The 23848-nt window shown below is 73.3% G+C and carries 15 protein-coding genes and 1 pseudogene; 12 read left to right on the top strand and 4 right to left on the bottom strand.

The features are described from left to right. Nucleotides 1-97: 97 nt before the first annotated feature. Nucleotides 98-1801, bottom strand: coding sequence for a protein kinase (locus tag ACFY01_RS31580; RefSeq protein ID WP_390739164.1), 1704 nt, complete (start codon nucleotides 1799-1801; stop codon nucleotides 98-100). A 343-nt stretch (nucleotides 1802-2144) separates the two neighbouring features. Here ACFY01_RS31580 and ACFY01_RS31575 point away from each other — a divergent pair, with 343 nt between their 5' ends. From ACFY01_RS31575 to ACFY01_RS31540, 8 genes are all read left to right on the top strand, one after another. Continuing rightward, a complete protein-coding gene (locus ACFY01_RS31575; protein WP_390739163.1) occupies nucleotides 2145-5591 on the top strand; it encodes an FHA domain-containing protein in 3447 nt (1148 codons plus the stop codon). A gap of 155 nt (nucleotides 5592-5746) precedes the next feature. Continuing rightward, nucleotides 5747-7129: an ABC transporter substrate-binding protein gene (locus ACFY01_RS31570; protein WP_390739162.1), complete on the top strand. Its 1383-nt coding sequence runs from the start codon at nucleotides 5747-5749 to the stop codon at nucleotides 7127-7129. A 7-nt stretch (nucleotides 7130-7136) separates the two neighbouring features. After that, nucleotides 7137-8480, top strand: coding sequence for a carbohydrate ABC transporter permease (locus ACFY01_RS31565; RefSeq protein WP_390739161.1), 1344 nt, complete (start codon nucleotides 7137-7139; stop codon nucleotides 8478-8480). Further along, nucleotides 8477-9385: a carbohydrate ABC transporter permease gene (locus ACFY01_RS31560; RefSeq protein ID WP_390739160.1), complete on the top strand. Its 909-nt coding sequence runs from the start codon at nucleotides 8477-8479 to the stop codon at nucleotides 9383-9385. Before ACFY01_RS31565 ends, ACFY01_RS31560 begins: the two co-directional genes overlap by 4 nt. Nucleotides 9386-9542: 157 nt before the next feature. Further along, entirely contained in the window at nucleotides 9543-11804 is a 2262-nt protein-coding gene (locus tag ACFY01_RS31555; RefSeq protein ID WP_390739159.1) for a CDP-glycerol glycerophosphotransferase family protein, read from the top strand. 163 nt (nucleotides 11805-11967) lie between these two features. Then, a complete protein-coding gene (locus ACFY01_RS31550; RefSeq protein ID WP_390739158.1) occupies nucleotides 11968-14169 on the top strand; it encodes a bifunctional glycosyltransferase family 2 protein/CDP-glycerol:glycerophosphate glycerophosphotransferase in 2202 nt (733 codons plus the stop codon). A 6-nt stretch (nucleotides 14170-14175) separates the two neighbouring features. After that, complete coding sequence (locus ACFY01_RS31545; protein ID WP_390739157.1) at nucleotides 14176-16392, top strand: CDP-glycerol glycerophosphotransferase family protein; 2217 nt, start codon at nucleotides 14176-14178, stop codon at nucleotides 16390-16392. Continuing rightward, on the top strand, nucleotides 16389-17663 hold the full coding sequence (locus ACFY01_RS31540; RefSeq protein WP_390739156.1) for a hypothetical protein: 1275 nt from the start codon (nucleotides 16389-16391) through the stop codon (nucleotides 17661-17663). Before ACFY01_RS31545 ends, ACFY01_RS31540 begins: the two co-directional genes overlap by 4 nt. A gap of 21 nt (nucleotides 17664-17684) precedes the next feature. Here ACFY01_RS31540 and ACFY01_RS31535 read toward each other — a convergent pair whose 3' ends face one another. Beyond that, complete coding sequence (locus ACFY01_RS31535; RefSeq protein WP_390739155.1) at nucleotides 17685-18098, bottom strand: organic hydroperoxide resistance protein; 414 nt, start codon at nucleotides 18096-18098, stop codon at nucleotides 17685-17687. A gap of 123 nt (nucleotides 18099-18221) precedes the next feature. Here ACFY01_RS31535 and ACFY01_RS31530 point away from each other — a divergent pair, with 123 nt between their 5' ends. Further along, nucleotides 18222-18710 carry a MarR family winged helix-turn-helix transcriptional regulator gene (locus ACFY01_RS31530; RefSeq protein WP_390739154.1) on the top strand — a complete coding sequence of 163 codons (489 nt, stop codon included), beginning with the start codon at nucleotides 18222-18224 and terminating at the stop codon, nucleotides 18708-18710. Here ACFY01_RS31530 and ACFY01_RS31525 read toward each other — a convergent pair. Further along, nucleotides 18661-20256, bottom strand: coding sequence for a hypothetical protein (locus ACFY01_RS31525; RefSeq protein ID WP_390739153.1), 1596 nt, complete (start codon nucleotides 20254-20256; stop codon nucleotides 18661-18663). The two genes, ACFY01_RS31530 and ACFY01_RS31525, sit on opposite strands and share 50 nt — an antisense overlap. Nucleotides 20257-20346: 90 nt before the next feature. Between ACFY01_RS31525 and ACFY01_RS31520 the strand changes: the two genes are divergently transcribed. From ACFY01_RS31520 to ACFY01_RS31510, 3 genes and pseudogenes are all read left to right on the top strand, one after another. Further along, nucleotides 20347-21600, top strand: coding sequence for a glycosyltransferase 87 family protein (locus tag ACFY01_RS31520; protein ID WP_390739152.1), 1254 nt, complete (start codon nucleotides 20347-20349; stop codon nucleotides 21598-21600). A 196-nt stretch (nucleotides 21601-21796) separates the two neighbouring features. After that, entirely contained in the window at nucleotides 21797-22789 is a 993-nt protein-coding gene (gene galE, locus ACFY01_RS31515) for a UDP-glucose 4-epimerase GalE (protein WP_390739151.1), read from the top strand. A gap of 36 nt (nucleotides 22790-22825) precedes the next feature. Then, nucleotides 22826-22999: pseudogene (locus ACFY01_RS31510) on the top strand (ADP-ribosylglycohydrolase family protein); the annotation flags it as partial. A gap of 87 nt (nucleotides 23000-23086) precedes the next feature. Here ACFY01_RS31510 and ACFY01_RS31505 read toward each other — a convergent pair. Continuing rightward, complete coding sequence (locus ACFY01_RS31505; protein ID WP_390739150.1) at nucleotides 23087-23713, bottom strand: TetR/AcrR family transcriptional regulator; 627 nt, start codon at nucleotides 23711-23713, stop codon at nucleotides 23087-23089. Nucleotides 23714-23848 lie beyond the last annotated feature (135 nt).

The raw sequence follows: 23848 nt of genomic DNA, 5'->3' as shown, positions 1-23848 counted from the left end.
ACGCGTGTTGTCGTTAAAAGTACGCGTCCGAGGAGCCAACCTTCACCGCGGAGACGGAAATCACCCGTCAGATGTCGACAAATCCCCAAACCAGCGATCACTTGCCGCCGGAACCGCTCCCGAGGTCCTTGACCCACTTGGTCGCCGTGTCGACCAGGTTGGTCAGCTCCTGCCAGTAGCTGCGGCCCGTGCCGATCCAGTGCTGCAAGGGGCTGAGCTCCCAGATCAGCCAGCCCGCGACGAACAGGATGACGATCGTGAACAGGCATCCCTTCAGGCAGCCGAGACCGGGGATCTTCATCGGGTTGGCGCTGCGCTGCCGGGGCTCCCGGGGCTCCCGCGCCGGCCGCCGGGGCTCCGCCGGAGCGGGCGGGGCGTACTGCTGCGGCTGCGGGGCGGCGTACCGCTGGGGCTGCTGCTGCGGCTGGCCGTAGCCGGGCGGCGGGCCCTGCTGCTGACGCTGCCGGGCCTGGCGCGGCTGGGGCTGCTGCGGGCGCGCCTGCTGCGGGGGCTGCTGCTGGGGGCGGGCCACCTGGCGCTGCGGGCGGCGGCGCAGCGGGTCCTCGTTCGGGTCGAGGTACTGGATCTGGGTCTGCTCGTTGCGGTCGCGGGCGGCGCGCAGCTGGTTCTGCCAGGGGTGCGGCTGCTCCGGCGGCTGGCCCTGCGGTCCGGCGCCGGGCTGCCCCTGCGGCATCGGCGGCATGACCGCGGTCGGGTCGGCGGCCCCGGTGTTCGGCAGTACGGCGGTGGGGTCGGCCGCGCCCGCCGGGCCGCCGGTGTGGGGCAGGACGCTGGTCGCCCCGTTCGGGTCGTACGCTCCGGGCGCCGGGCCCGTGGGCAGCACCTGCGTGGGGTCGGCGGCCCCGGGCACGCCCGGTACGGCGGTCGGCGCCGGGTCGGGGGCGAGCAGTGCCCCGACGCCCTCGGCGGCGGCGATCTGCGCGCTGTTGGCGTGCACGCCGATGCCCTCGGCGACCACACGCAGGCCGCGCGCCAGGTTCTCGGCGCTGGGCCGTTCCTCCGGGTTCTTGCGCAGGCAGCGCTCTATGACCGTCCACAGCGGGTCCGGGACGGTCGAGGGGCGGCGCGGTTCGGCGCTCAGGTGCTGGTGCAGGACCTCCAGGGCGCTGCCGCCGGAGAACGGCGGGTGGCCGGTGACCAGCTCGTACAGCAGGATGCCGGCGCCGTAGATGTCGACGGCGGAGGTCTGCGGGCGGCCCTCGGCGCTCTCGGGGGCGACGTAGGCGGGCGTGCCGACGAACTCGTGGGTGCGGGTGAGGCCCGGGGAGTCGGCCAGGCGCGCGATGCCGAAGTCGGTCAGCAGCGGGTGCATCTGGCCGTCGTACTGCCTGAGCAGCACATTGGCCGGTTTCAGATCACGGTGGACGACGCCGTCGTTGTGGCTGGCGGCGAGGGCGTCGGCGATCTGCGCGGTCATCAGCGCGGCGGCGACCGGGGTGAGGGGGCCGTTCTCGCGCAGGTAGCGGTGCAGGTCGGGGCCCTCGACGAGGTCCATGACCAGCGCCAGCAGGTCGCCCTCGACCACCAGGTCGCGGACCCGGACGATGTTGGGGTGGGTGAGCCGGAGCAGGACGGAGCGCTCCCGGAGGAACCGCATGACGATGTCGGGGTCGCTCGCCAGCTCCTCCTTGAGGACCTTGATCGCGACGGTCTCGCCGGGCTGGCCTGGCACGGCCGCCTCGGCGCCCGCGGTCTCACGCTGGCGGGCTCGCCAGACGGTGCCCGTGGCGCCGCGTCCGAGCGGCTCCTCGAGCAGGTACTTGCTGCCTACCGGCCGCACGTCATGCGCTCCCTGTTGCTTGCTTGCCCTTACCGCTTACCTATTCCGACCCACTGTAGTGCCGCCCCCCAAGGCACTACGTAAGCGTTCCGGTGCACGTTCGAAGGAAAGACGCTCACCTCGGTCTCCAGGTTGCCGTGGCCGGACGTGACCGATCTCAAGTGATCGCCCGTGCACTACTGGTCAGGCACTTTTAGGGACAGAGCTGACCAATCAAGATCACTTGACGCCTGGTGAGGGGCGCGTTGTCAGTGGCGGGTGCGAGGATGCGTGCAGTACTGGCCTACGTGCTCGTGTGTGGTGGGGGAAGTCCGCGCCCGCGCAGAAGGGACCGCTGACGGCGATGCAGATCCGGCTGACCGTCGTAGACCCGCTGAGCCCCTCTCCGCAGCGGGGCCGCGCCGCGAGCCGCGACGTGCTGGTCACGGCGCCCGCGGGCACGGCCCTGGCCGCGGTGGCGTCGGCGCTGGCCTCGGCGGTCGCCGGTGACGGGGGCCGGGAGGCCGCCGGCACCACGGTCGTGCTGTACGCGGGCGTGGAGCGGCTGGACGCCGGCCGGGCCACTCTGGGCGAGCCCCCGCTGATCGACGGCGCCGTGCTGTCCGTGGGCGCCCCCGCCGAACCCGAACCGCACCCCGAGCTGGACGACGCCCCGACGCAGCTGCACGTGGTGGCGGGCCCGGACGCGGGCGGCGTCCACCTGCTGCACGGCGGCCAGGTCACCATCGGCCGCTCCGCAGACGCCGACGTCCCGCTGGACGACCCCGACGTCTCCCGCCTGCACTGCGCGGTCACGGTCGCCGCCGACGGCCGCGTCTCGGTCGCCGACCTGGGCTCCACCAACGGCACGACGCTGGACGGCACGCGCGTGGGCGACCGGCAGGTGCGGTTCGCCCCGGGGGCGCTGCTGCGGATCGGCGAATCGGCCTTGCGGCTTACTCCGTCCGGGGGGCCCGGGGCGCGGGTGGAGACGATGCCCGACGGGGAGGGATGCGTGCGGGTCACCCCCGGGGACGCGACGGCTCCCGCGCGCGTGGGACGCGACGGTACGCCCCTGGGACACACGCAGCACACCTACGGCTCGGCGGGCTGGGGCACCGCCGGCGCGCCACCGGACGCCCGGGAACAGGGGCCCGCGGAGCCGGTCGTGCCGGGGCAGGGCGGGGCGCCCCGGATCGAGAGCCGGGACGGCGGGGACACGCACGCGGGCCTCTTCGGGGTCGGCGGCGTCGGCGGGGCCTTCACGGCGCACGGCACGTCGGACGACCCCGCCGCACCGGGCCCGGCCTCCGGCACCCGCAAGGCCACCCCGCTCCGCGGCACCGACGTCCCGCAGGGCGTACGCAGGCGCGGCGGGCTCGGCGCGTGGGCGCGACGGCTGACCGGCGGACGCGGCGAGCCCGCGGCGGACCCTCGGGCGTACGACCAGCAGGGCGCCGGCGAGACCGCCCCGCCCCTGGCCGGCCCCCTGCCGCAGCAGCCGGAGACCTGGCCGGACCCGGCGGCACTGCTGCTCACGGCGCTCGGCCCCGGGCCCCGGCTGTGGGAGCGCGGGCCGGGCCACCCGGAGACCCTCACGGTCCGGCTCGGCACCGCCGACCGCGCCATGCCGGACGGCTCGGGCCTGCTGCCCGCCGTCCCCGTGACCGCCGACCTCCGGGAAGCCGGGGCGCTCGGCCTGGCCGGACCGCGTTCGCGGCTGTCCGGGCTGGCGCGCGCGGTGCTGGCCCAGCTGGCCGCGCTGCACTCCCCCGACGCGCTGGAGATCGTCCTGCTCAGCCCGGACCGCGCCCGGCCCCTGGAGGAGCGCACCGCGGAGTGGTCCTGGCTCGGCTGGCTGCCCCACGTACGGCCCGGCCACGGCCAGGACTGCCGTCTCCTGCTGGCCTACGACCGCGAACAGGCGGCGGCCCGCACCGAGGAACTCCTGCGCCGCCTCGACGACCCGGTGATCCGGCAGGCGTCCGGCGCGGGTCCGGCGACGGCCGACGGACGCCCGGCCACCGGCGCCAGCACCGGCACCGGCACCGGCACCGGTGGGTATGCCGCACCGGAGGCCGCGGACGCGGCAGCCCCTTCCGCGCACGCCCCTACCGCCCACAGCCCTTCAGCGCACACCCCGGCGGCCCCCGACTCCCGCCGCCCGGCCCGGCGGCCCTCCTGGGCGCGGGACGACATCGGCGCGGACCCCGGCTTCCCCGGGCCGTTCACCGTGGTCGTCGTGGACGGCGATCCCGGAGGCGCCGCCCTGCGGGAGTCGGTGGCGCGACTGGCCCTGGAGGGGCCCCGGGCCGGGATCCATGTGGTGTGCCTGGCCGAGACCGCTCCGGCCTCGCCCGCCTCGCCGGTGACGGACACGTACGAGGCCGCGTGCGCGGCGGCGCCGACCTTCCGCGCCTGCGGGGCCGTGGCGCTGCTCAGCGGAGATGTCGCCACCGCCCTGCGGCTGACGCGCGTCGCCAGGACCGACACCCCCGGCGCCCCCGCCGGACCGGTGGGCCCCGGCATGGTCGCCGCCGTCGACGCGGTCTCCGCCGCCTGGGCGGAGCGGTTCGCGCGGGCGCTGGCGCCGTTGCGTACGGACGGCACGGTCGGTGAGGGGCACGCGCGCGTGGCGGCACCGCTGCCCCAGTCGGCGCGGCTCCTGGACGAACTGGGCCTCGCCCGCGCGACCCCGGCCTCCCTGATGGCGCGCTGGGCGGACGCGGCCGACGACACGGAGTCGCTCGGCGGGCGGGCGTGGGCGGTGCTCGGCGCCGGGCCGCGCGGGCCGCTCTGCGCCGACCTCGTCGCCGAAGGGCCGCACCTGCTGATGGAGGGGCCGCCCGGCAGCGGCCGTACGGAGCTGCTGCGGGCCGTCGTCGCCTCGTTCGCCGCCGCCGAGCGTCCCGACCGCCTGGGCATCGTCCTGATCGACGGCAGGGACGGCGTCGGCACCGGCGGTGCACACGGCGACGGGCTGCGCACCTGTACGGACATACCGCACGTCACCACCCACCTCACGGCCAACGACCCGGTCCGCATGCGGGAGTTCGCGCAGTCCCTGAGCGCCGAGCTGAAGCGGCGGGCCGAGCTGCTCGGGCGGAGCGACTTCGCCGAGTGGCACACGCACCGCGAGGTCTCCGGCCGGATCGTCGCGCAGCGCACCCCGGCCGGGCGGCCCGCGCCGGGGGCCGGCGGGACCAGCGGGACCGGGGACCTGGAGGCACCGCCGAGCTCGACCATGCGGCTGCGGCCGGGGGCGGCCTCCCGGCGGCAGGCCGAGACGACGCCGCCGCCGCTGCCCCGGCTGGTGGTGGTCGTGGACGACCTCGACGCGCTGGTCTCCCCCGCGCTCGGCTCACCGGGGCGGCCCGCCGCGGGCTCGGTGATACGCGCGCTGGAGGCGGTGGCCAAGGAGGGCGAGCGGCTCGGCGTCCACCTGGTGGCCGCCACCGGCCCCGGTGGCCGCACAGCGGAGTCGGAACCGGCCCGCCGGGCCACCCTCCGCGTCTCCCTGGACGCGCCGTCCTCCGGCCCGGACGAACCGGCGCCGGGACGCGGCCGGCTGGTCCACGCCGACGGGCGCATATCCCCCTTCCAGGGCGGCCGGGTGACCGGCCGCATCCCGCGCACCGCCACCCAGCGCCCCACGGTCGTCCCCCTGGACTGGCACCGCATGGGCGACCCGCCGACCCGCCGTCCCGTCCGCGAACTGGGCAACGGTCCGACGGATCTGGCCCTGCTGGCGAGTGCGGTGGAGCGGGCGGCGCGGCAGGTGGCGGCCGCGGAAGTCCCCTCGCTCCTGTAGCTCTCCGTAGTGCGCATACGGGCCTGATCACGAGCCGGTCACGATCCCCCGGTCGACACCGCAGGCGCTCTTGCCGCCTTCGAGTCACCCGGCGTAGACCGGACGCCACGGGACAGTGCTCATACGTTCAACGAAGAACGAAGAACGGGGCAGTGATGCGTAGCAACAGCAACACCATCCGGACAAACAGGGCCGTCACGACATTCGCCGTCCTCCTCGCGGGCGCGCTGGCGCTCACCGCCTGTAGCGGCAGCGACGACAAGAAGGACGACGGCGGCAGCAGCAGTGGGGCGAGCGCGAGCGGCTCCACCGTCTCCCTCCCGAAGCTGAACGGCGCGAGCCTGGAGATCGCCGCCGTCTGGACCGGCACCGAGCAGAAGAACTTCAAGAAGGTCCTCGCGGAGTTCGAGAACCGCACGGGCGCCAAGGTCACGTTCGTACCGGCGCAGGACCCGATCATCAACTTCATCGGTTCCAAGATCGCCGGCGGTCAGCCGCCGGACATCGCGCTGCTGCCGCAGCCCGGCGCCATCAAGCAGGCCGTGGACAAGAAGTGGGCCAAGCCCCTCGGCGCGGACGCGGTCAAGGAGCTCCAGAAGAACTACTCGCAGGGCTGGCAGGACATCGGCAAGGTCGGCGGCAAGCAGTACGGCGTGTACTACAAGGCCGCCAACAAGTCGCTGGTCTGGTACAACGTCAAGGCCTTCGAGGGCGCGGGCGCGAAGGAGCCGAAGACCTGGCAGGAGCTGCTGAAGGCGGCTCAGGCGGTGTACGACTCCGGTATCACCCCGTTCTCGGTGGGCGGCGCCGACGGCTGGACCCTCACCGACTGGTTCGAGAACGTCTACCTCTCGCAGGCGGGGCCGGAGAAGTACGACCAGCTCGCCCAGCACAAGATCAAGTGGACCGACCCCTCGGTGAAGCAGGCACTCACCACGCTCGCCCAGATCTGGGGCAAGAAGGACTATGTCGCGGGCGGTGCGAAGGGCGCGCTCCAGACCGAGTTCCCGGCCTCCGTCACCCAGACCTTCACCGGCGGCGACCAGCCGAAGGCGGCCATGGTCTACGAGGGCGACTTCGCGCAGGTCAACATCGGTGACACCAAGGCGAAGGTGGGCACGGACGCGAAGGTCTTCCCGTTCCCGGCGGTGGGCTCGTCCGCGCCGGTGGTCTCCGGCGGTGACGCGGCCGTCATCCTGAAGGACTCCAAGGCGGCCCAGGCGCTGGCCACCTTCCTGGCCTCCCCGGACGCGGCGTCGATCCAGGCCAAGCTCGGCGGCTACCTGTCCCCGAACAAGAACGTGCCGAACTCGGACTACCCCAACGAGGTGCAGCGCACGATCGCCAAGGCGCTGATCGCCTCGGGCGACGACTTCCGCTTCGACATGTCCGACCAGGCCCCGCAGGCCTTCGGCGGCACCCCCGGCAAGGGTGAGTGGAAGGACCTCCAGGACTTCCTGATGAACCCGAAGGACGTCGCGGGTACGCAGGCGAAGCTGGAGAAGGACGCGGCGGCGGCCTACGGGAACGGGAGCTGATCCGGCGATGGCGTCGGCAGCGGCGGCCGGGGCCCCACCGGGCCCCGCCGCACCGAAGAGCCGCAAGAGCGTGACCGGCACCCGCAGAACCGTGGCAGTCCTGTTCCTGCTGCCCGCCCTGGTGCTGCTCGGCGCGCTCGTGGTCTACCCGATCGGGTACTCGGTCATCCGCAGCTTCTACAACGCGAACGGTGACGGCTTCGCCGGAGTCGACAACTACAAGGCCCTGTTCACCGACGACGGCATCCGCACCGCCCTGAAGAACAACATCATCTGGGTGGTGTTCGCGCCGACGGTCTCCACCGCGCTCGGTCTGGTCTTCGCGGTGCTGACCGAACGGGTGCGCTGGGGCACGGCGTTCAAGCTGGTCGTCTTCATGCCGATGGCGATCTCGATGCTGGCGGCCGGGATCATCTTCCGGCTGGTGTACGACCAGGACCCGGACAAGGGCGTCGCCAACGCGGTGTGGGTCGGCGTCCACGACACCTTCGCCCAGTCCTCGGCGTTCCCGAAGGCGCACCCGGGCCGCGAGTCGCCGCTCAAGCCCGACGGGGGCGGCTTCATCACGTCGGCTCCCGTGCACACCGGCCAGGCCGTCACCCTGCCGCTGGTCGGCGTGGCCCCCGACCAGATGCCGGACAGCGCGAAGAAGGCGGTGGCGGCGAAGCCGGAGCCGGGCAAGATCACCGGCACGACCTGGCAGGACTTCACCCGCGGCAAGGGCGTCGGCAGGCTGGGCGCTCCCGACCCGTCCGAGCTGGGCTACTCGGGCATGCGGATCGAGGCGGTCGAGGACGGCAAGGTGGTGGCCTCCGCGAAGGCCGCCGGCGACGGCACGTTCACCCTGCCCGCGGCGGCGGACGGCGCCCGGCTCAGACTGCCCGCGAGCAACTTCAAGGAGCCGTACAACGGCGTCGACTGGCTCGGCCCGTCGCTGGTCACCCCGGCCATCATCGGGTCGTACGTCTGGATGTGGGCGGGCTTCGCGATGGTGCTGATCGCGGCCGGGCTCGCGGGTGTGCCCCGGGAGCTGCTGGAGGCCGCCCGGGTGGACGGGGCGAACGAGTGGCAGGTGTTCCGCAAGGTCACCGTCCCGCTGCTCGCGCCGGTCCTCGCGGTCGTCGTCGTCACCCTGATGATCAACGTGCTGAAGGTCTTCGACCTGGTCTTCATCATCGCGCCGGGCTCCTCCCAGGACGACGCGAACGTGCTCGCCCTGGAGCTGTACCGGAAGGGCTTCGCGGAGAGCCAGCCCGGCATCGCGAGCGCCATCGCGGTGTTCCTGCTGCTGCTGGTGATCCCGGTGATGCTGTTCAATATTCGCCGGCTGAGGCGGGAGGTGCGGCGATGACCACGCACGCCGGAAGTCTGGGCAAGGTGACGCCCGCCGAGACCGTGCAGGCCAGGCAGTCGCTGGGCTCCAGGCTCGTGGAGAAGCTCGGCGGCGGTCTGGTCCGCGTCTTCCTCATCGTCGTCGGCCTGTTCTGGCTGGTGCCCACCATCGGGCTGCTCGTCTCCTCGCTGCGCGCACCGGAGGACATGAGCGCGACCGGCTGGTGGCACGTCTTCAGCAAGCCGTCCCAGCTCACCTTCGACAGCTACCAGAAGCTGCTGGAGAACAGCGACATCACCAGCTCGCTGTGGAACACCGTCCTGATCACGGTCCCGGCGACCGTCCTGGTCGTGGTCATCGGCTCCCTCGCGGGTTACGCCTTCGCGTGGATGGAGTTCCCGGGCCGCGACTGGTGGTTCCTGGGCGTGGTGGGCCTGTTGGTGGTGCCGGTGCAGGTCGCGCTGATCCCGATCGCCGAACTGTTCGGCAACATCGGCCTGTTCGGGACGATCCTCGGGGTGGTCCTGTTCCACGTGGGCTTCGGCCTGCCCTTCGCGGTGTTCCTGCTGCGGAACTTCTTCGCGGAGATCCCCCGCGAACTGCTGGAGGCGGCCCGGCTGGACGGCGCCGGTGAACTGCGCCTGTTCGCGCGGGTGGTGATGCCGCTGGGCGGGCCGGCCATCGCCAGCCTGGGCATCTTCCAGTTCCTGTGGGTGTGGAACGACATGCTGGTCGCGCTGGTGTTCACCAAGTCCGGCAGCCAGCCGATCACGGTCGCGCTCCAGACGCAGGTACGCCAGTTCGGCAACAACATCGACGTCCTGGCACCCGGCGCGTTCATCTCCATGGTGATCCCGCTGGCCGTGTTCTTCGCGTTCCAGCGGCAGTTCGTGACGGGCGTGATGGCCGGCGCGGTCAAGTAGGCGACGCACAACCCCGTTCCGAAGGGCGGGCCGGGACACCGGCCCGCCCTTCCCCGTTCACTTCGGCGTCCCCCACATGCCGTACAAACCGTAACCAGGTCACTCCATTGGCCGTTCCCGGGCAGAACGCCCGCGCCGACCGACCCATGGATGTCCCTTGCCCAGGTTCAGTGTCATTGTCCCCGCGTACAAGGTCCAGGCGTACCTGCCCGAGTGCCTGGACTCGGTGCTCTCGCAGTCGTACCCCGATCTCGAACTGATCGCCGTGGACGACCGCTCGCCGGACGCCTGCGGGGCGATCATCGACGAGTACGCGGCCCGGGACGCGCGCGTGCGGGCGGTGCACCTGCCCGAGAACCAGGGGCTGGGCCGCGCCCGGAACGCGGGCCTGGAGCAGGCCAGGGGCGACTACCTGGTGTTCCTGGACGGCGACGACACCCTCACCCCGGACGCGCTGCGCGCCATCGCCGACCGGATCAAGGCGACCGGGGAGCCGGACGTCCTGGTCTACGACTACGCGCGCACCTACTGGACGGGCGAGGCGGCCCGCAACAAGGTCGCGCGCCTGCTGACCGAGGAAGGCCCGGCACCCTTCCGGCTGGAGGACCGCCCAGGACTGCTGAAGGTGCTGATGGTGGCCTGGAACAAGGCCTGCCGGCGGGAGTTCGTCGAGCGCGAGGGCTTCCGCTTCCCGCCGGGCTACTACGAGGACACCCCCTGGACCTTCCCGGTGCTGATGACGGCCGCGTCGATCGCCACGCTCGACCGGGTGTGCGTGCACTACCGGCAGCGCCGGCAGGGCAGCATCCTGCGCACCACCAGCCGCAAGCACTTCGACGTCTTCGAGCAGTACGACCGGGTGTTCGCCCACGTCGAGGAGCGGCCGGAGCTCGCCCGGTGGCGGCCGGAGCTGTTCCGCCGCATGGCGGACCACCTCGTGACGGTCTACACCCGCCGTGACCGGCTGCCGCGCGGCACCCGCGCCGAGTTCCTGCGCATGGCCCGCGCCCATCTGCGCCGCTACCGCGCCCCCGGCGCCCCCGCCCCCCTGCGCGTCCGTCTCCGCCACACCCTGGTCCGCCTGGGCCTGCACCGCACCTACCGCGCCCTCCAACTGGCCGGTTCGGCGGTCCGCCGCACACGCAAGGCGGCCACCAAGTCCGCCCGTGCCGTGCGGGCCGCCGCGCTCCGGCTGCACTACCGGATCCAGCTGCGCCTTCCGCTGCGCGCCGACCGCGCGGTGTTCGCCGCGCACGGGTACCGCGGGCACGGCTGTGCCCCGGGCGCCCTGGAGGCCGCGTTCCGCACGCACGCCCCGCACGTCCGCACCGCCTGGATCGCCCGCCCCGAGCACCAGCACACCGTCCCGCCGGGCACGCGCCGGGTGCGCCCCGCCACCGCCGCCTACTGGACGGCGCTGGCCCGCTCCAAGTACCTGGTCAACAACGCCGACTTCGACCGCCGCCTGGTCAAGCGCCGCGGCCAGGTGTTCGTGCAGACCCAGCAGGGCACCCCGCTGGGGCACATGGGCCTCGACCTCCAGGAGCGTCCGGCGGCCGCCCGGGACACGGACTTCGAGGAGCTCCTCGAGGGCGTCGACAAGTGGGACTACGTCCTGTCCGCCAACCGCCACTCCACCCTGACCTGGGAGCGCGTCCACCCCGGCCGCTACACCACGCTGGAGTACGGCAGTCCGCGCAACGACGTCCTCCAGCGGGCCACCTCCGCCGACGTGACCCGGCTGCGCGAGTCGCTCGGCATCCCGCAGGGCGCCGTCGCGATCCTGTACGCCCCCGTCCACCGCGACTACCGCCGCACCCAGCGCCCCGCCCTCGACCTGGAGCGGATCCTGCGCCGCCTGGGCCCGCGCCATGTGATCCTCACCCTCGGCCACGGCCGGCCCGGCGGGTCCCCGGGCGAGGGCGGCCGGATCATCGACGTCAGCGGCCGGCCGAGCGTCGAGCAGCTCTGCGTCGCCTCGGACGCGCTGCTCACCGACTACTCGTCGATCATGTTCGACTACGCCAACCTCGACCGGCCGATCATCGTGCACACCGGTGACTGGGAGGCGTACGACGCGGCGCGCGGCACCTACTTCGACCTGCGCGCCTTCCCGCCGGGCGCGGTCGCGCGCACCGAGGACGAGCTGGTCGACATCTTCGCCACCGGCCACTGGCGCGGCTCCCGCTCCACCCAGCTGCGCGCCGCGTTCCGGGAGCGCTTCTGCCCGCACGACGACGGCCGGGCCGCCGAGCGGGTCGTACGGCACGTCGTGCTGGGCGAACCGGCGGGGCTGCCGAGGGTCGTGCCGCTGGAGCAGCGGAACCCGGTGCCGTCGGCGGTGTCGGTGCCCGCGCGCTCCCCGCTCGCCACCGTGCCGCAACCTTCCGGCCCCGTCCCCGTCACCGAGAGCCGCTGAACGCCGTTTGTCCTTCTGGGAGTTCCCATGCCCCGCAGCACCTCGCGGCCCACTCCGTCCCGGCCGTCCACCTGGCGGCCGGCCGGGCGGCCCGGCCGCACCCGTACGGCCTGAGCCCAGGACGGCAAGGACTGGCGCCAGGACAGAGAACAGAAAGAGCAGAATGCCCCGCTTCAGCATCATCGTCCCGTCCCACGGGGTCGCCGGCCGGCTGTCCCAGGCACTGGACTCGGTCCTCGCCCAGTCCTTCGGCGACCTGGAGCTGATCCCGGTCTGCGACGGGCCCGACACCCCGGCGGCCGAGGTGGCCGCCGGATACGCCGAGCGGGACTCCCGGGTGGCCCCGGTCCACTCGCCGCCCTCGGCCGGCCGCGGCGGGGCGCGCAACATCGGGGCGCGGGCGGCGACCGGCGCGTATCTGCTGTTCCTCGACGGCGACGACGTCCTCGTACCCGGCGCGCTGGCCATGCTCGACGCGCGGCTGGCTCAGACGGGGGACGTCGACGTGCTGTACTTCGAGCACCTGCGGACCCCCTGGTGGGACGGCGAGCCGAGCAACCCGGCGCAGCCGCTGCTGGCGAGTGCTCCGGAGGGGGCCTTCGCCCCGGACCGGGCACCGGGGGTCACCGGTGTGCAGCTGCCGCCGTGGAGCGCCGCCTACCGTCGCTCCTTCGTCACCGGGCAGGAACTGGCCTTTCCCGAGGGCCATTTCACGGACGTCGGCTGGGGCGGGCTGACCACGCTCGCCGCCGAGCGGATCGCGGTGCTGCGCCAGGTCGTGCTGCGGCACCGGCTGCGGCGGCAGGGCAGCCGGCTCAACCTGCCGGGGCCGCACCAGCACGACCTCCTCAACCAGGTGGAGCTGGTGCTGACCGGTGCCGCCCAGCGGGAACTGCCCGCCGAGCGGACGCGGGCGCTGTTCGAGCAGCTCTTCTCGGTCGTGCTGAAGACGGCCTCCCGGCCCGAGCGGCTGCCCTCCGGGCGCCGGGTCTTCTTCCGCCGGGCGTGCCGCCTGTACCGGCGGCACCGGCCGGCCGGCTTCCGGGTGCCGGGCGGCAGCCTGGGGGTGCAGCACCGGCTGCTGGCGGCGGGGGCGTACACGGCGTTCCGTGCGCTGCGCGGCGCCAACCAGGGGGTGGTGAGGGCCGTCGAGGGTGTACCGCGCCCCCGCGCGGTGCGCACCCGCCTGCGGTACGCGCGCGACCTGCGCCGCCCGCTGGACCCGCACCTCGCCGTGTACTGCGCCTACTGGGGCCGCGGCTACGCCTGCAATCCGGCCGCGATCCACGCCAAGGCCCGGGAACTGGCCCCGCACATCCGCTCGGTGTTCCTGGTCGAGCCCGGCCAGGAACACGCCATGCCCAGGGGCGTCGACTACGCGGTGATCGGCAGCCGCCGCTACTGGGAGGTGCTGGCCCGCGCCAAGTACCTGGTCAACAACGCCAACTTCGCCGAGGGCGTCGTCAAGCGGCCGGGCAGCGTGCACGTGCAGACCCAGCACGGGACCCCGCTGAAGAAGATGGGCGTGGACCAGTCGACGTACCCGGTGGTGGCCGCGCAGACCGGCAGCTTCGCCAAGCTGCTCGGCCGGGTGGACCGCTGGGACTTCAACCTCTCCTCCAACCGCCACTCCACGCAGGTGTGGGAGCGTGCCTTCCCCGGTTCGTACGAGGCGCTGGAGTACGGCTATCCGCGCAACGACGTCTTCTACACGGCGACCGGCGAGGACGTCACCCGGATCCGGCGCGAGCTGGGGGTCCCCGAGGACGCGACCGCCGTCCTGTACGCCCCGACCCACCGCGACCACCACACCGGCTTCGAGACCGGTCTCGACCTGGAGGCCTTCTGCGAGGCGGCGGGTGAGGACGTGGTCGTGCTGCTGCGCGCCCACTACTTCTACGACCGGGGGCTCGGCGGGAGCAGCGGCCGGATCATCGACGTCACCGCGCACCGCTCCTCGGAGGACGTGTGCCTGGCCGCCGACGCGCTGGTCACCGACTACTCGTCGATCATGTTCGACTACGCCAACCTGGACCGGCCGATCGTGGTGTACGCCGACGACTGGGAGGTCTACCAGGAGACCCGGGGCGTCTACTTCGACCTGATGGCCGCGCCGCCCGGCCCGGTGGCCCGTACGCCCGAGGAGCTGGCCCGGGTCTTCCGGGACGGCTCCTACGCGGGGCCTCAGTCGCGGGAGCTGCGGGCCGCGTTCCGGCGGCGGTTCTGCGACTTCGACGACGGCCGGGCCGCCGAGCGCGTCGTACGGCGGGTGCTGCTCGGCGAGCCGCCGGAGTCGATCCCGCCGGTGATCCCGCTCGCGGAGCGCATCCCCGCCCCCGCCGCCGCGACCCTCGTGAGGAGCTGACCCGCCGTGCCCCGCTTCAGCGTCATCGTCCCCTGTTTCAAGGTGCAGGGGTTCCTGCGCGAGTGCCTCGACTCGGTTCTGGAGCAGTCCTTCCGGGACCTGGAGCTGATCGCCGTGGACGACTGTTCGCCGGACGGCTGCGGCGCCATCCTCGACGAGTACGCGGCCCGGGACCCGCGCGTGAAGGTGCTGCACCTGCCGGAGAACGTCGGCCTCGGCCGCGCCCGCAACGCCGGACTGCCCCGTGCGACCGGCGACTTCCTCTTCTTCCTCGACAGCGACGACACCCTCACCCCCGGTGCGCTGGGCGCCATCGCCGACCGGCTGGCGGAGTCCGGCGACCCGGACGTGCTGGTCTTCGACTACGCGCGCACCTACTGGTGGGGCGGGATGCGCCGCAACGTCCTCGCCCACCTGCTCACGGAGGCCGGTCCCGGCACCTTCACGGCGGCCGAGTACCCGCAGATCCTGGACCTGCTGATGGTGGTGTGGAACAAGGTCTACCGGCGGGACTTCGTCGAGGAGAACGGCTTCGAGTTCCCGCCGGGCTACTACGAGGACACCCCCTGGACCTTCCCGGTCATGCTCAGCGCCGGGCGGATCGCGGCCCTGGACCGGATCTGCGTGAACTACCGCCAGCGCCGCCAGGGCAACATCCTGTCCACCACCAGCCGCAAGCACTTCGACATCCACGACCAGTACGAGCGGGTCTTCGCGTTCGTCGGCTCCCGACCCGCGCTCGCGGCCTGGCGGCCCTATCTGCACCGCAAGATGGGCGAGCACTGCCTGGACATCCTGGCCAAGCCGGACCGGCTGCCGCCCTCCGACAAGGCGGAGTTCTTCCGGCGCACGGCCCGGATGTTCGCCGGGCACCGGCCCCCGGGCGCCCGGGTCGAGGGAGAGGTCCGCCTGCTCACCGGCAGCTACGCGATGTACCAGGTCAAGCGGCAGTCGGGGCGGGCCGGCCGGGAGCTCGGGCGGCGCGGTCTGGAGGTCCGCAAGGCGGTGGCCGGGCGGGCCAGGCGGGGGCTGGCCGGGCTGCACGCCCGCCGCCCGCTGGACGCGAACCTCGCCGTGTACTCGGCGTTCTCCCACAAGGGGGTGCTCGGCGACCCGGCGGCCGTGTACCGCGCGGCGCGCGAACTCGCGCCGCACATCCGGGGGGTGTGGGTGGTCGGGGACGCGGAGGAGGCGCGGCGGCTGCCCCCGGACGTCGAGTACGTGCTCGTCGACTCCCCGCGCTACCTGGACGTCACCGCGCGGGCGAAGTTCTTCGTCAACAACGTCAACTGGCCCGGCACCCTGGTCAAGCGGCCCGGCAGCGTGTACATCCACACCCACCAGGGCACCCCGCTCAAGTACATGGGCGCCGATCTGCTGGGCAAGCCCGGTGCCCGGTACGGCTTCGACGTGCCGCAGATGCTGCGCCGGGCCGACCGCTGGGACTACAGCCTGGTCGCCAACCGCCACTCCGAGCTGGTGTGGGAGCGGGCCTACCCCTGCCACTTCACCTCGGTCCGCACCGGCAGCCCGCGCAACGACGCCCTCGTCAACGCGACGCCCGGCGACGGGGCCGGGTTCCGGGCCCGGCACGGCATCCCGGAGGGGCACACGGTCGTGCTGTACGCGCCGACCCGCCGCGACTACCACCGGGGCGGCCACGTCGACCGCGTGGACCTGGCCCGGTTCGCCGCCGACCTCGGCGAGGGCCACACCCTCGTGGTCCGGCTGCACCCCACCGTCGCCCCGGGTCCCGCACGCGGGCTGGGCCTGGCCGAACTGCACCGGCGGGGCGTGCTGGTGGACGCGACGGACGAACCGCACGTGGAGGAGCTCATGCTCGCCTCCGACGCGCTGGTCACCGACTACTCGGCCCTGATGTTCGACTACGCCAACCTCGACCGGCCGATCGTCGTGCACGCCGACGACTGGCCGGCGTACGTGGCGAGCCGGGGCGCCTACCTCGACGTCACGGCGGAGGCGCCGGGCCATGTGTCGCGTTCCTACCGGGAGCTGGCGTGGCTGTTCGCCTCGGGGGCGTGGCGGGACGAGGAGTCGGCGCGGCTGCGGGCGGACTTCCGGACCCGGTTCTGCGAGTTCGACGACGGGCGGGCCGCCGAGCGGGTGGTGCGGACGCTGCTGCTGGGGGAACCGGTGCCGGAGCCGGAATCCGCCGTGGTGCCCGGACCGGCCGCCGGGCACGACCTGCTCGCGTCGACATGAGGCCGCGTACCTGGGTCCTGGTCCTGGGCGCCGTGTTCGCGCTGTTCCAGCTCGCCGACGTCACCGGCCGGGACACCCCCGACTCGAAGAGCTACGTCTCGTACGCGCTGAGCCTGAGCGGCGAGGACAAGCGTGCTGCGGCCGCCGCCACCATCGACTGGGTGTGCGAGGGCCAAGCGTCCATGGCGCGCCGGGGCCAGAGCGTGAACGTGGTGCGCTACCACCGGCCGGACCCCGCCCGGCAGGTGTTCGCGCAGTGCCGGGCCGAGGAGTCGCGGCTGGTGGACCGGCGGCTGCGGGCCGGGCAGACGGACGGGCACGTCGCGCCGTTCGTGGGCCCGCGGCTGCGCCGGTTCTTCGAGGCGCGGCCCGGCTATCCGGTGTTCCTGGTGCCGTTCGTCACGGCGTTCGGGGTGACCTGGGGTGTGTGGGCGGCAAGTGTCGTCGTCACGGTCGCGGGCGGGGTGCTCGTCTTCCTGACCTTGCGCGCCCTGTCCGTCCCCTTGCCGCTCGCGCTGACCGGCCAGGCGCTGTTCTACGTGCTGCCGTGCGGTCCGACCGCCATGCGTCCGATGACCGAGGGCCTGCTGCTGGCGCTGACCCTGGTCGCGCTGTGGGGCTGCGCGCTGGCCCTGACCGGACGGGCCCGGGCCGGGGTGGCGCTGGCCGCCGGTGCGCTGCTCGCGCTGTTCCCTGTGAAGCACTCGCAGGCGCTGTTCCTCGGGGCGTGCCTGGCCGTCGCGGGCGCGGCGGTCGCGGTACGGCGCCGACGGCACGGTCGGGCTCCGGGGCGCGGGGTGACGGCGATCGCGGTCATGGGCTGCTCGGCCGCTCTGGGGACGGTGCTGCTGGCCCGGCTGCTGCACTACCCGTCCGAAGCGGAGAGCCTCCAGGACCTGCTCACCGGTCACTTCTCCCGCCCGGACCGGGTCCGCCCGTGGCGGGACCTGGAGCATCTGGAGGCCGGTTTCTGGCTGGAGTGGATCCGGCGGCAGCTGTGGGAGCCGCTGTTCCTGGCGGCGCTGGCGGCCGGTGCGCGGGGCGCGCTGCGGCGGCGCGCGTTCGGCTGCTTCCTGCTGGCCGCCGCGGGCACCGGGATCCTCACCCAGGCCGCGCACCCCGACATCAACATCTGGGGCGACCGGCTGATCGTGCTGGCCTGGCTGCTGCCGGTGGTCGGGGTGCCGCTGCTGCTGGAACCTCTCGTCCGGCGTGCGCTGCCGGTGCCCGCGCAGGGGCACGCCGGGCGAGAGGTTCACTCGATGAGGTGAATCCCCGTCAGGTGACCGGGATTACTCGATGACGAGGTCGACCTCGATGTTGCCGCGGGTGGCGTTGGAGTAGGGGCAGACCTGGTGCGCGGTCTCCACCAGCTTGCGGCCGGTCTCCTTGTCCACGGTGTCGGGCAGCTCCACGCGCAGCGTCACCTTCAGGCCGAAGCCCTCGCCCTGCTTGCCGATGCCGACCTCGGCGGTCACCGCGGCGTCGCTGACGTCCACCTTCGCCTGGCGGCCGACCAGACCGAGGGCGCTGCCGAAACAGGCGGCGTAACCGGCGGCGAAGAGCTGCTCGGGGTTGGTGCCCTCGCCGTTGCCGCCGAGCTCCACCGGCGGGGCCAGCTTGAGGTCGATCTTGCCGTCGGAGGACACGGCGCGACCGTCGCGGCCGTGGGTGGCGGTGGCGACAGCGGTGTAGAGCGCGTCCATGGATGACCATCCCTCTCGAAGTGACGTTCCGGCGGCTCCTTGGTGGGCCGCCTCACGACGACAAGTAGAGCACACAATTCAATTGCACACAACTAAATGACTCGCTAGAGCTATCCTGGAGCCATGACCGCCACCCCGTCCCCCGCCCCTGCCCCCGAGGCCGACTGGCTCCACCTGGACCGTCAGATCTGCTTCTCGCTGCACGCCGCGTCCCGCGCCTTCAACGGCGTATACCGCGTGATCCTCAAGGACCTCGGTCTCACCTACCCGCAGTACCTGGTGATGCTGGTGCTGTGGGAGCACGGCGACCTTCCGGTCAAGAAGCTGGGCGAACATCTGCGCCTGGACTCCGGGACGCTCTCCCCGCTGGTCAAGCGACTGGAGACGGCCGGCCTGGTCCGCCGCGAGCGCAGCGTCCGCGACGAACGCTCGGTGGATGTGCGCCTGACCGAGGAGGGCGCGGCACTGCGCGAGCGGGCCTTGAAGGTGCCCCGCCGCATCGTCGAGGCGACCGGCTTCGACCTGGCGGAGATCAGCGAGCTGCGCACCCGTCTCGACCGGCTCACCACCGCCCTGGACGCAGCCGCGCTGGATGGGCAAGGCTGCCCGTAGCCAGGGTCCTGCGGACGTAGAGCCGCAGCACCACACCGTCGCGCGCCCGTTCCTCCCGCAGCGCGAACCGGTCCTGCACGACGTCCAGTTTGGCCCGGTCGGTGGGGTCGCCGGGGTACCAGGGCGAGCGGAAGAAGCGCCGCTCGGCGACGACCCAGACCCGGTCGAGCCCGGCCAGCCTGCGGCGCAGCTGGTCCGGGTCCACCTCGCGCCCGTACAACGTCCCGGACGCGGGCGCACCCGCCGCGAGCGCCACGTCCCGGATGCCGCGGAAGCCCGCCGGATAGGCCAGCGCGGTGCTCCGCGCGTGCGACGGCAGGAAGAGCACGGGGTCGCCGGGGCGCAGTTCACGGGCGGCGTCCGTGGACATGGCGGCGAGGTTGTCGGGGCGGTGGTCCGGGGAGCGGTCCTGGCGGAGGACCGGCAACTGGTGGACGAGGGCGAGGGCGACGGCGAGGACGCCGGTGAGGGTGAGGAGGGGGGAGGGGAAGCGCGGGTTCCGGAGGCGGACGCGTCCCAGCGGTCCGGCCGCCCGGCCGATACGCCCCAGCAGCTCGGCCACCCGGTCCGCCCCGGCCGCCACCAGCAGCGGCACCCCCGCGAGCGCGTACAGCACGTACCGGTCGACGTAGAGCGGCGTCAGGCGTGAGGCCAGCATGAGGACCGTCGGCGGCACCACCGCCAGCGGCAGCGCCACCCCCGCGCACGTCAACTCCCCACGGCCGCCGACGAGCCGCGTCAGCCCGAGGGCCGCCAGGGCCAGGCAGGCCCAGTACACGCCGGAGGTCGGCCCCGCGAACTCCCGTAGCAACGCCCCCGCGGTCTCCATCGTCGGCTCCCGCACCCAGGCCAGCTGCGCGGACTGGGCGTGCGAGACCACCACCATCGGCAGCAGTGCCAGCGCCACGACCCCGGCCGCGCGGCCCCATCCCCGCCACACCGCGGCCGGCACCCGGGCCAGCGCGAGCGTCCCGGCGTGGGCGAGCGCCAGCAGGACCGCGAGTTCGTGCAGCCAGCAGGTGACGCCGAGGACCGCGCCGTACGCCCACCAGGTCCGGCCGCCGGCCGGCACCGCCCGCACCAGGAGCAGGGTGGCCCCCGCCGCGCCGGCCGCGACCAGGGCGTAGGACCGGCCCTCCTGCGCGTAGTGCCCGACCATCGGCGTGACCGCGTACAGCAGCCCGGCCCACAGTCCGACGCGGGGCCGGGCCAGCCGGGTGCCGAGCGCGGCGACCAGGCCCGTGGCCAGCACCGCCGCGCACACCGACGGCAGCCGGAGCAGGACCTCGCCGGGGTGGAGGGCGAGGACGGCGTGCATGAGGAGGTAGTACAGGCCGTGCACCGCGTCGACCCCGTGCAGCAGGCGCCAGATCTGCGGCACCGTGCGCCGTGCCACCTGGAAGGTGACCGCCTCGTCGCGCCACATGCCCCCGCGGTCGAGCCCCCACAGTCCGAGCACGAGCATCACGGCCGCCGGAACGGCCACCGCAGCCCCGCGACGGACACGGCTCGACTCCGGGTTGACCAGGGGACGAAAGTTCACCACGGCCCGATCTTTTGCGATTAGCCAATGTTTGGTGAGTATTGACGGCGTATCGGCATGAATACTCCATCCTCGCGGCTTACGCTCCCGGTGATGAACCGCCGCGTGCTCTCCCTCGCCGTCGTCTGGCTGACCACCCGTGCCGCGATGCTGTGGCTGCTCGCCCACAACTCCGCCCTCCTCCTGGGGCGGGGCTCCGTGGCGCGCGAGGTGTGGCGGCTGTACTTCAACTGGCACGAGACCCTGTCCCGGGGCGCCTTCCCGGCGCACGACAAGCTGTGGCAGTACCCGCCGGGCGCGGGGGCGGTGCTGCTGGCGCCGGGTCTGCTGCCCGGACTGACCTATTTCCAGGCGTTCGTGGCCCTCACGCTCGCCGCCGACGCGCTGATCGCGCTGGTGCTGGCCCGCGCGGGTATCCGGCCCGGGCGCAGCCTGGGCGGGGCGGCGCTGTGGGTCGGCGCCCTGCCGCTGCTGCTGCACGTCCCGCTCGCGCGGTACGACGTGCAGGTCACGGTGTTCGCCGTCGTCTCCTTGCTGCTGTTGTCCCGCTCCCCGCGCGTGGGCGGGGTGGTCGCGGCGCTGGGCGGGCTGGTGAAGGTGTGGCCGGTCCTGGTGCTGATCGGGGTGCCCCGGGGGCGTGCGACGCGGTCGGCCTGGACGTGGGCGGCGGGCGCCGGCGCCATCACCTTCGGGATCTTCGCCGGGCTGTTCCGCAACTCCCTGGCCTTCGTGCACCAGCAGGGGAACCGGGGCGTCCAGATCGAGTCCCTCGGCGGGACGGTCCTCAGCCTCGCCACCCACGCCGGCTGGCCCGGCCGGGCCCGCTACCGGTACGGGGCGGTCGAGTTGCTCGGCCCGCACGTCTCCGCCGTCGCCGACGCCTCCCTCGCGCTCACGGCGGTCGCCTTCGCGCTGCTGGTGCTGTGGCGGGTACGGGCCCGGCACTGGACCGAGGCGACGCCCTACGACGCCGCGCTGTGCGCCGTACTGCTGTTCACCGTCACCAGCCGGGTCATCAGCCCGCAGTACATGATCTGGCTGATCGGGCTGGCCGCCGTCTGCCTCACCTCCCGGCACACCGTCCAGCGCCCGGTGGCCGCGCTGGTGGTGGCGGCGAGCGCGGTCAGCGCCGTCGCCTATCCCACGCTCTACCGCGAGGTCATGGGCTGCACCTGGACGGGCTGCCTGCTGATGCTGCTGCGCAACGGGCTCCTCGCGACGGCCGCCGTGCTCTCCCTCGTCCGGCTGTGGCGCTCCACCCGGCCCCCGGTCGCGCGGACCCAGCCCGCGACCGAGCCCCGCGCCTCCTTCGGCCGTCTTCCGCATCGAGCGCCGAACCCCCATTAACGGGCGAATACCCATCATTCCTCGCGCAGCCCCCGCAAGTAGGCGTGGTCGTCATCGGGTACAACGACGCCGGCCATGTGACGGACGCGGTGCTTTCCACACCCGCCGAGGTCCTGGCCGCCGGGGAGCCGTCGGGCTTCGCCGCCTGCTTCACTGAGGAGTGGCCACGAGCCACGGAACGAGGGGACGGCCGCACATGACCTGGTTGATCACCGGCGGCGCCGGATACATCGGGGCGCACGTCGTACGGGCGATGACGGAGGCGGGGGAACAGGCCGTGGTGTACGACGACCTGTCCAGCGGCATCGCCGGCCGCGTCCCGGACGGCGTCCCGCTGGTGGCGGGCTCCACGCTGGACGGCGTCCGGCTGGCGCGCACCCTGGCCGAGCACTCCGTCACCGGGATCGTGCACCTCGCCGCCAAGAAGCAGGTGGGCGAGTCGGTGGACCGCCCGCTGCACTACTACCGGGAGAACGTGGAGGGCCTGCGGGTCCTGCTGGAGGCGGCGACCGCGGCCGGTGTCGCGTCGTTCGTGTTCTCGTCCTCGGCGGCCGTGTACGGCATGCCGGACGCCGCGCGCCACGGGGAACTGGTGACCGAGGAGACGCCGTGCGCGCCGATGTCCCCGTACGGCGAGACCAAGCTGGCCGGCGAGTGGCTGGTGCGGGCGACGGGCCGGGCCACGGGGCTGTCCACCGCGTCGCTGCGCTACTTCAACGTGGCGGGCACGGCCGGCCCGAAGCTCGCCGACACGGGCGTCCACAACCTCATCCCCATGGTCTTCGAGCGGCTCTCCCAGGACGCCGCGCCACGCATCTTCGGTGACGACTACCCGACCCCGGACGGCACCTGCGTCCGCGACTACATCCATGTCGTGGACCTGGCCGAGGCCCATGTGGCCACCGCCCGCGCCCTCCAGTCCTCCCCCGGCATCGACCTGACCTTCAACATCGGCCGCGGGGAGGGGGTGTCGGTCCGCGAGATGATCGACCGCATCAACGCGATCACCGGCCACAACCGCCCCCCGACGGTCGCCCCCCGCCGCCCCGGCGACCCCGCCCGCGTCGTCGCCTCCGCCGACCGCATCGCCGTCGAACTCGGCTGGCAGGCCAAGTACGACATCGAAGACATGATCACCTCAGCCTGGGACGGCTGGCTGCACCTCCACCCGGAGGCAGCCCGCACCTGACCGCCCGCCGAGGCCCAACGCCCTTACGCTGCGCGGGTGACCGATCCCCTCCGTGCCGAACGAGTCGAACGCGTCGAACGCGCGGTCGGCGCCGTCGTCGGCTCCGCCGTCGGCGACGCCTTGGGCGCCCCCTTCGAGTTCGGGCCCGAGGGCGCCTTCTCCGCCCGCTTCCCGCAGGCCGGGCAGGGTGGTGAGATGTGCGGCCCGGGTTCGACGGCCGGGTGCTGAGCGCGACGGATCTGGCGGGGCCGGCCCTGAGCCTGGCGGGCTGACCGGCCGGGTCGCGGGCGGCGTCGCTCAGAGCGCCTTCAGTGCCGCCGCCGTCGCCTTGGCCAGGGCGGGGAGGTAGCCCTTGGGGAGTTTCGGGCTGCGGATCACCACGGAGCGCCAGTACAGGGGGCCGGAGATCAGGTCGAGGGCCAGTTCGTCGTTGATGCCGGCGCGGACTTCGCCGCGTTGTTCGGCCGCTGCGATGATCTTGCTGGCGACGCCTTCCTGGCCGTCCCGCAGGGCCTTCTGCATGGCCTCGGCGATGTCGGGGTTGCGGGCCGCCTCGGCCTGGAGGTCGGGGATGATCTGCGAGGCGACGGGGTGGCGCAGCGCGCGGGAAGTGAGCTCGTAGAGCAGCCGCAGGTCGCCCTCCAGGGAGCCGGTGTCCGGGACGGGCAGGCCCATCACGGCGAGCGCCGAGACGACGTCGAGGACGAGGTGCAGCTTGGAGCGCCAGCGGCGGTAAACGGCGGTCTTGCCGACTCCGGCGCGGCGCGCGATGCCCTCGATGGACATGCGCGCGTAGCCGCTGGCCGCCAGTTCCTCGAAGACGGCCGCCCGGATCGCCTCGGTCACGTCCTCCCGGAGCACGGCGGCCCCGGCGGGGGTCCGTCGGCGCGGACGCGTCTGGGGCTCGTCGGCGTTCGTCGTCATACGGTCCAGCATAGGGCGTTACGACGAAACGGTTGCGTTCCGACGTCGATCGGCCCTACTCTCACGTTGCGACGATACGGTCCCGTCCCGACGTAAGAGAACGTGAAGAGACGCGTAAGGAAACGCAAGGCGACG

It is taken from the genome of Streptomyces sp. NPDC001480 (assembly GCF_042894725.1).
Taxonomy (GTDB): domain Bacteria; phylum Actinomycetota; class Actinomycetes; order Streptomycetales; family Streptomycetaceae; genus Streptomyces.
Note: the sequence above shows the minus strand (reverse complement) of the source record. Positions and strands in the feature narration are given on the sequence as shown.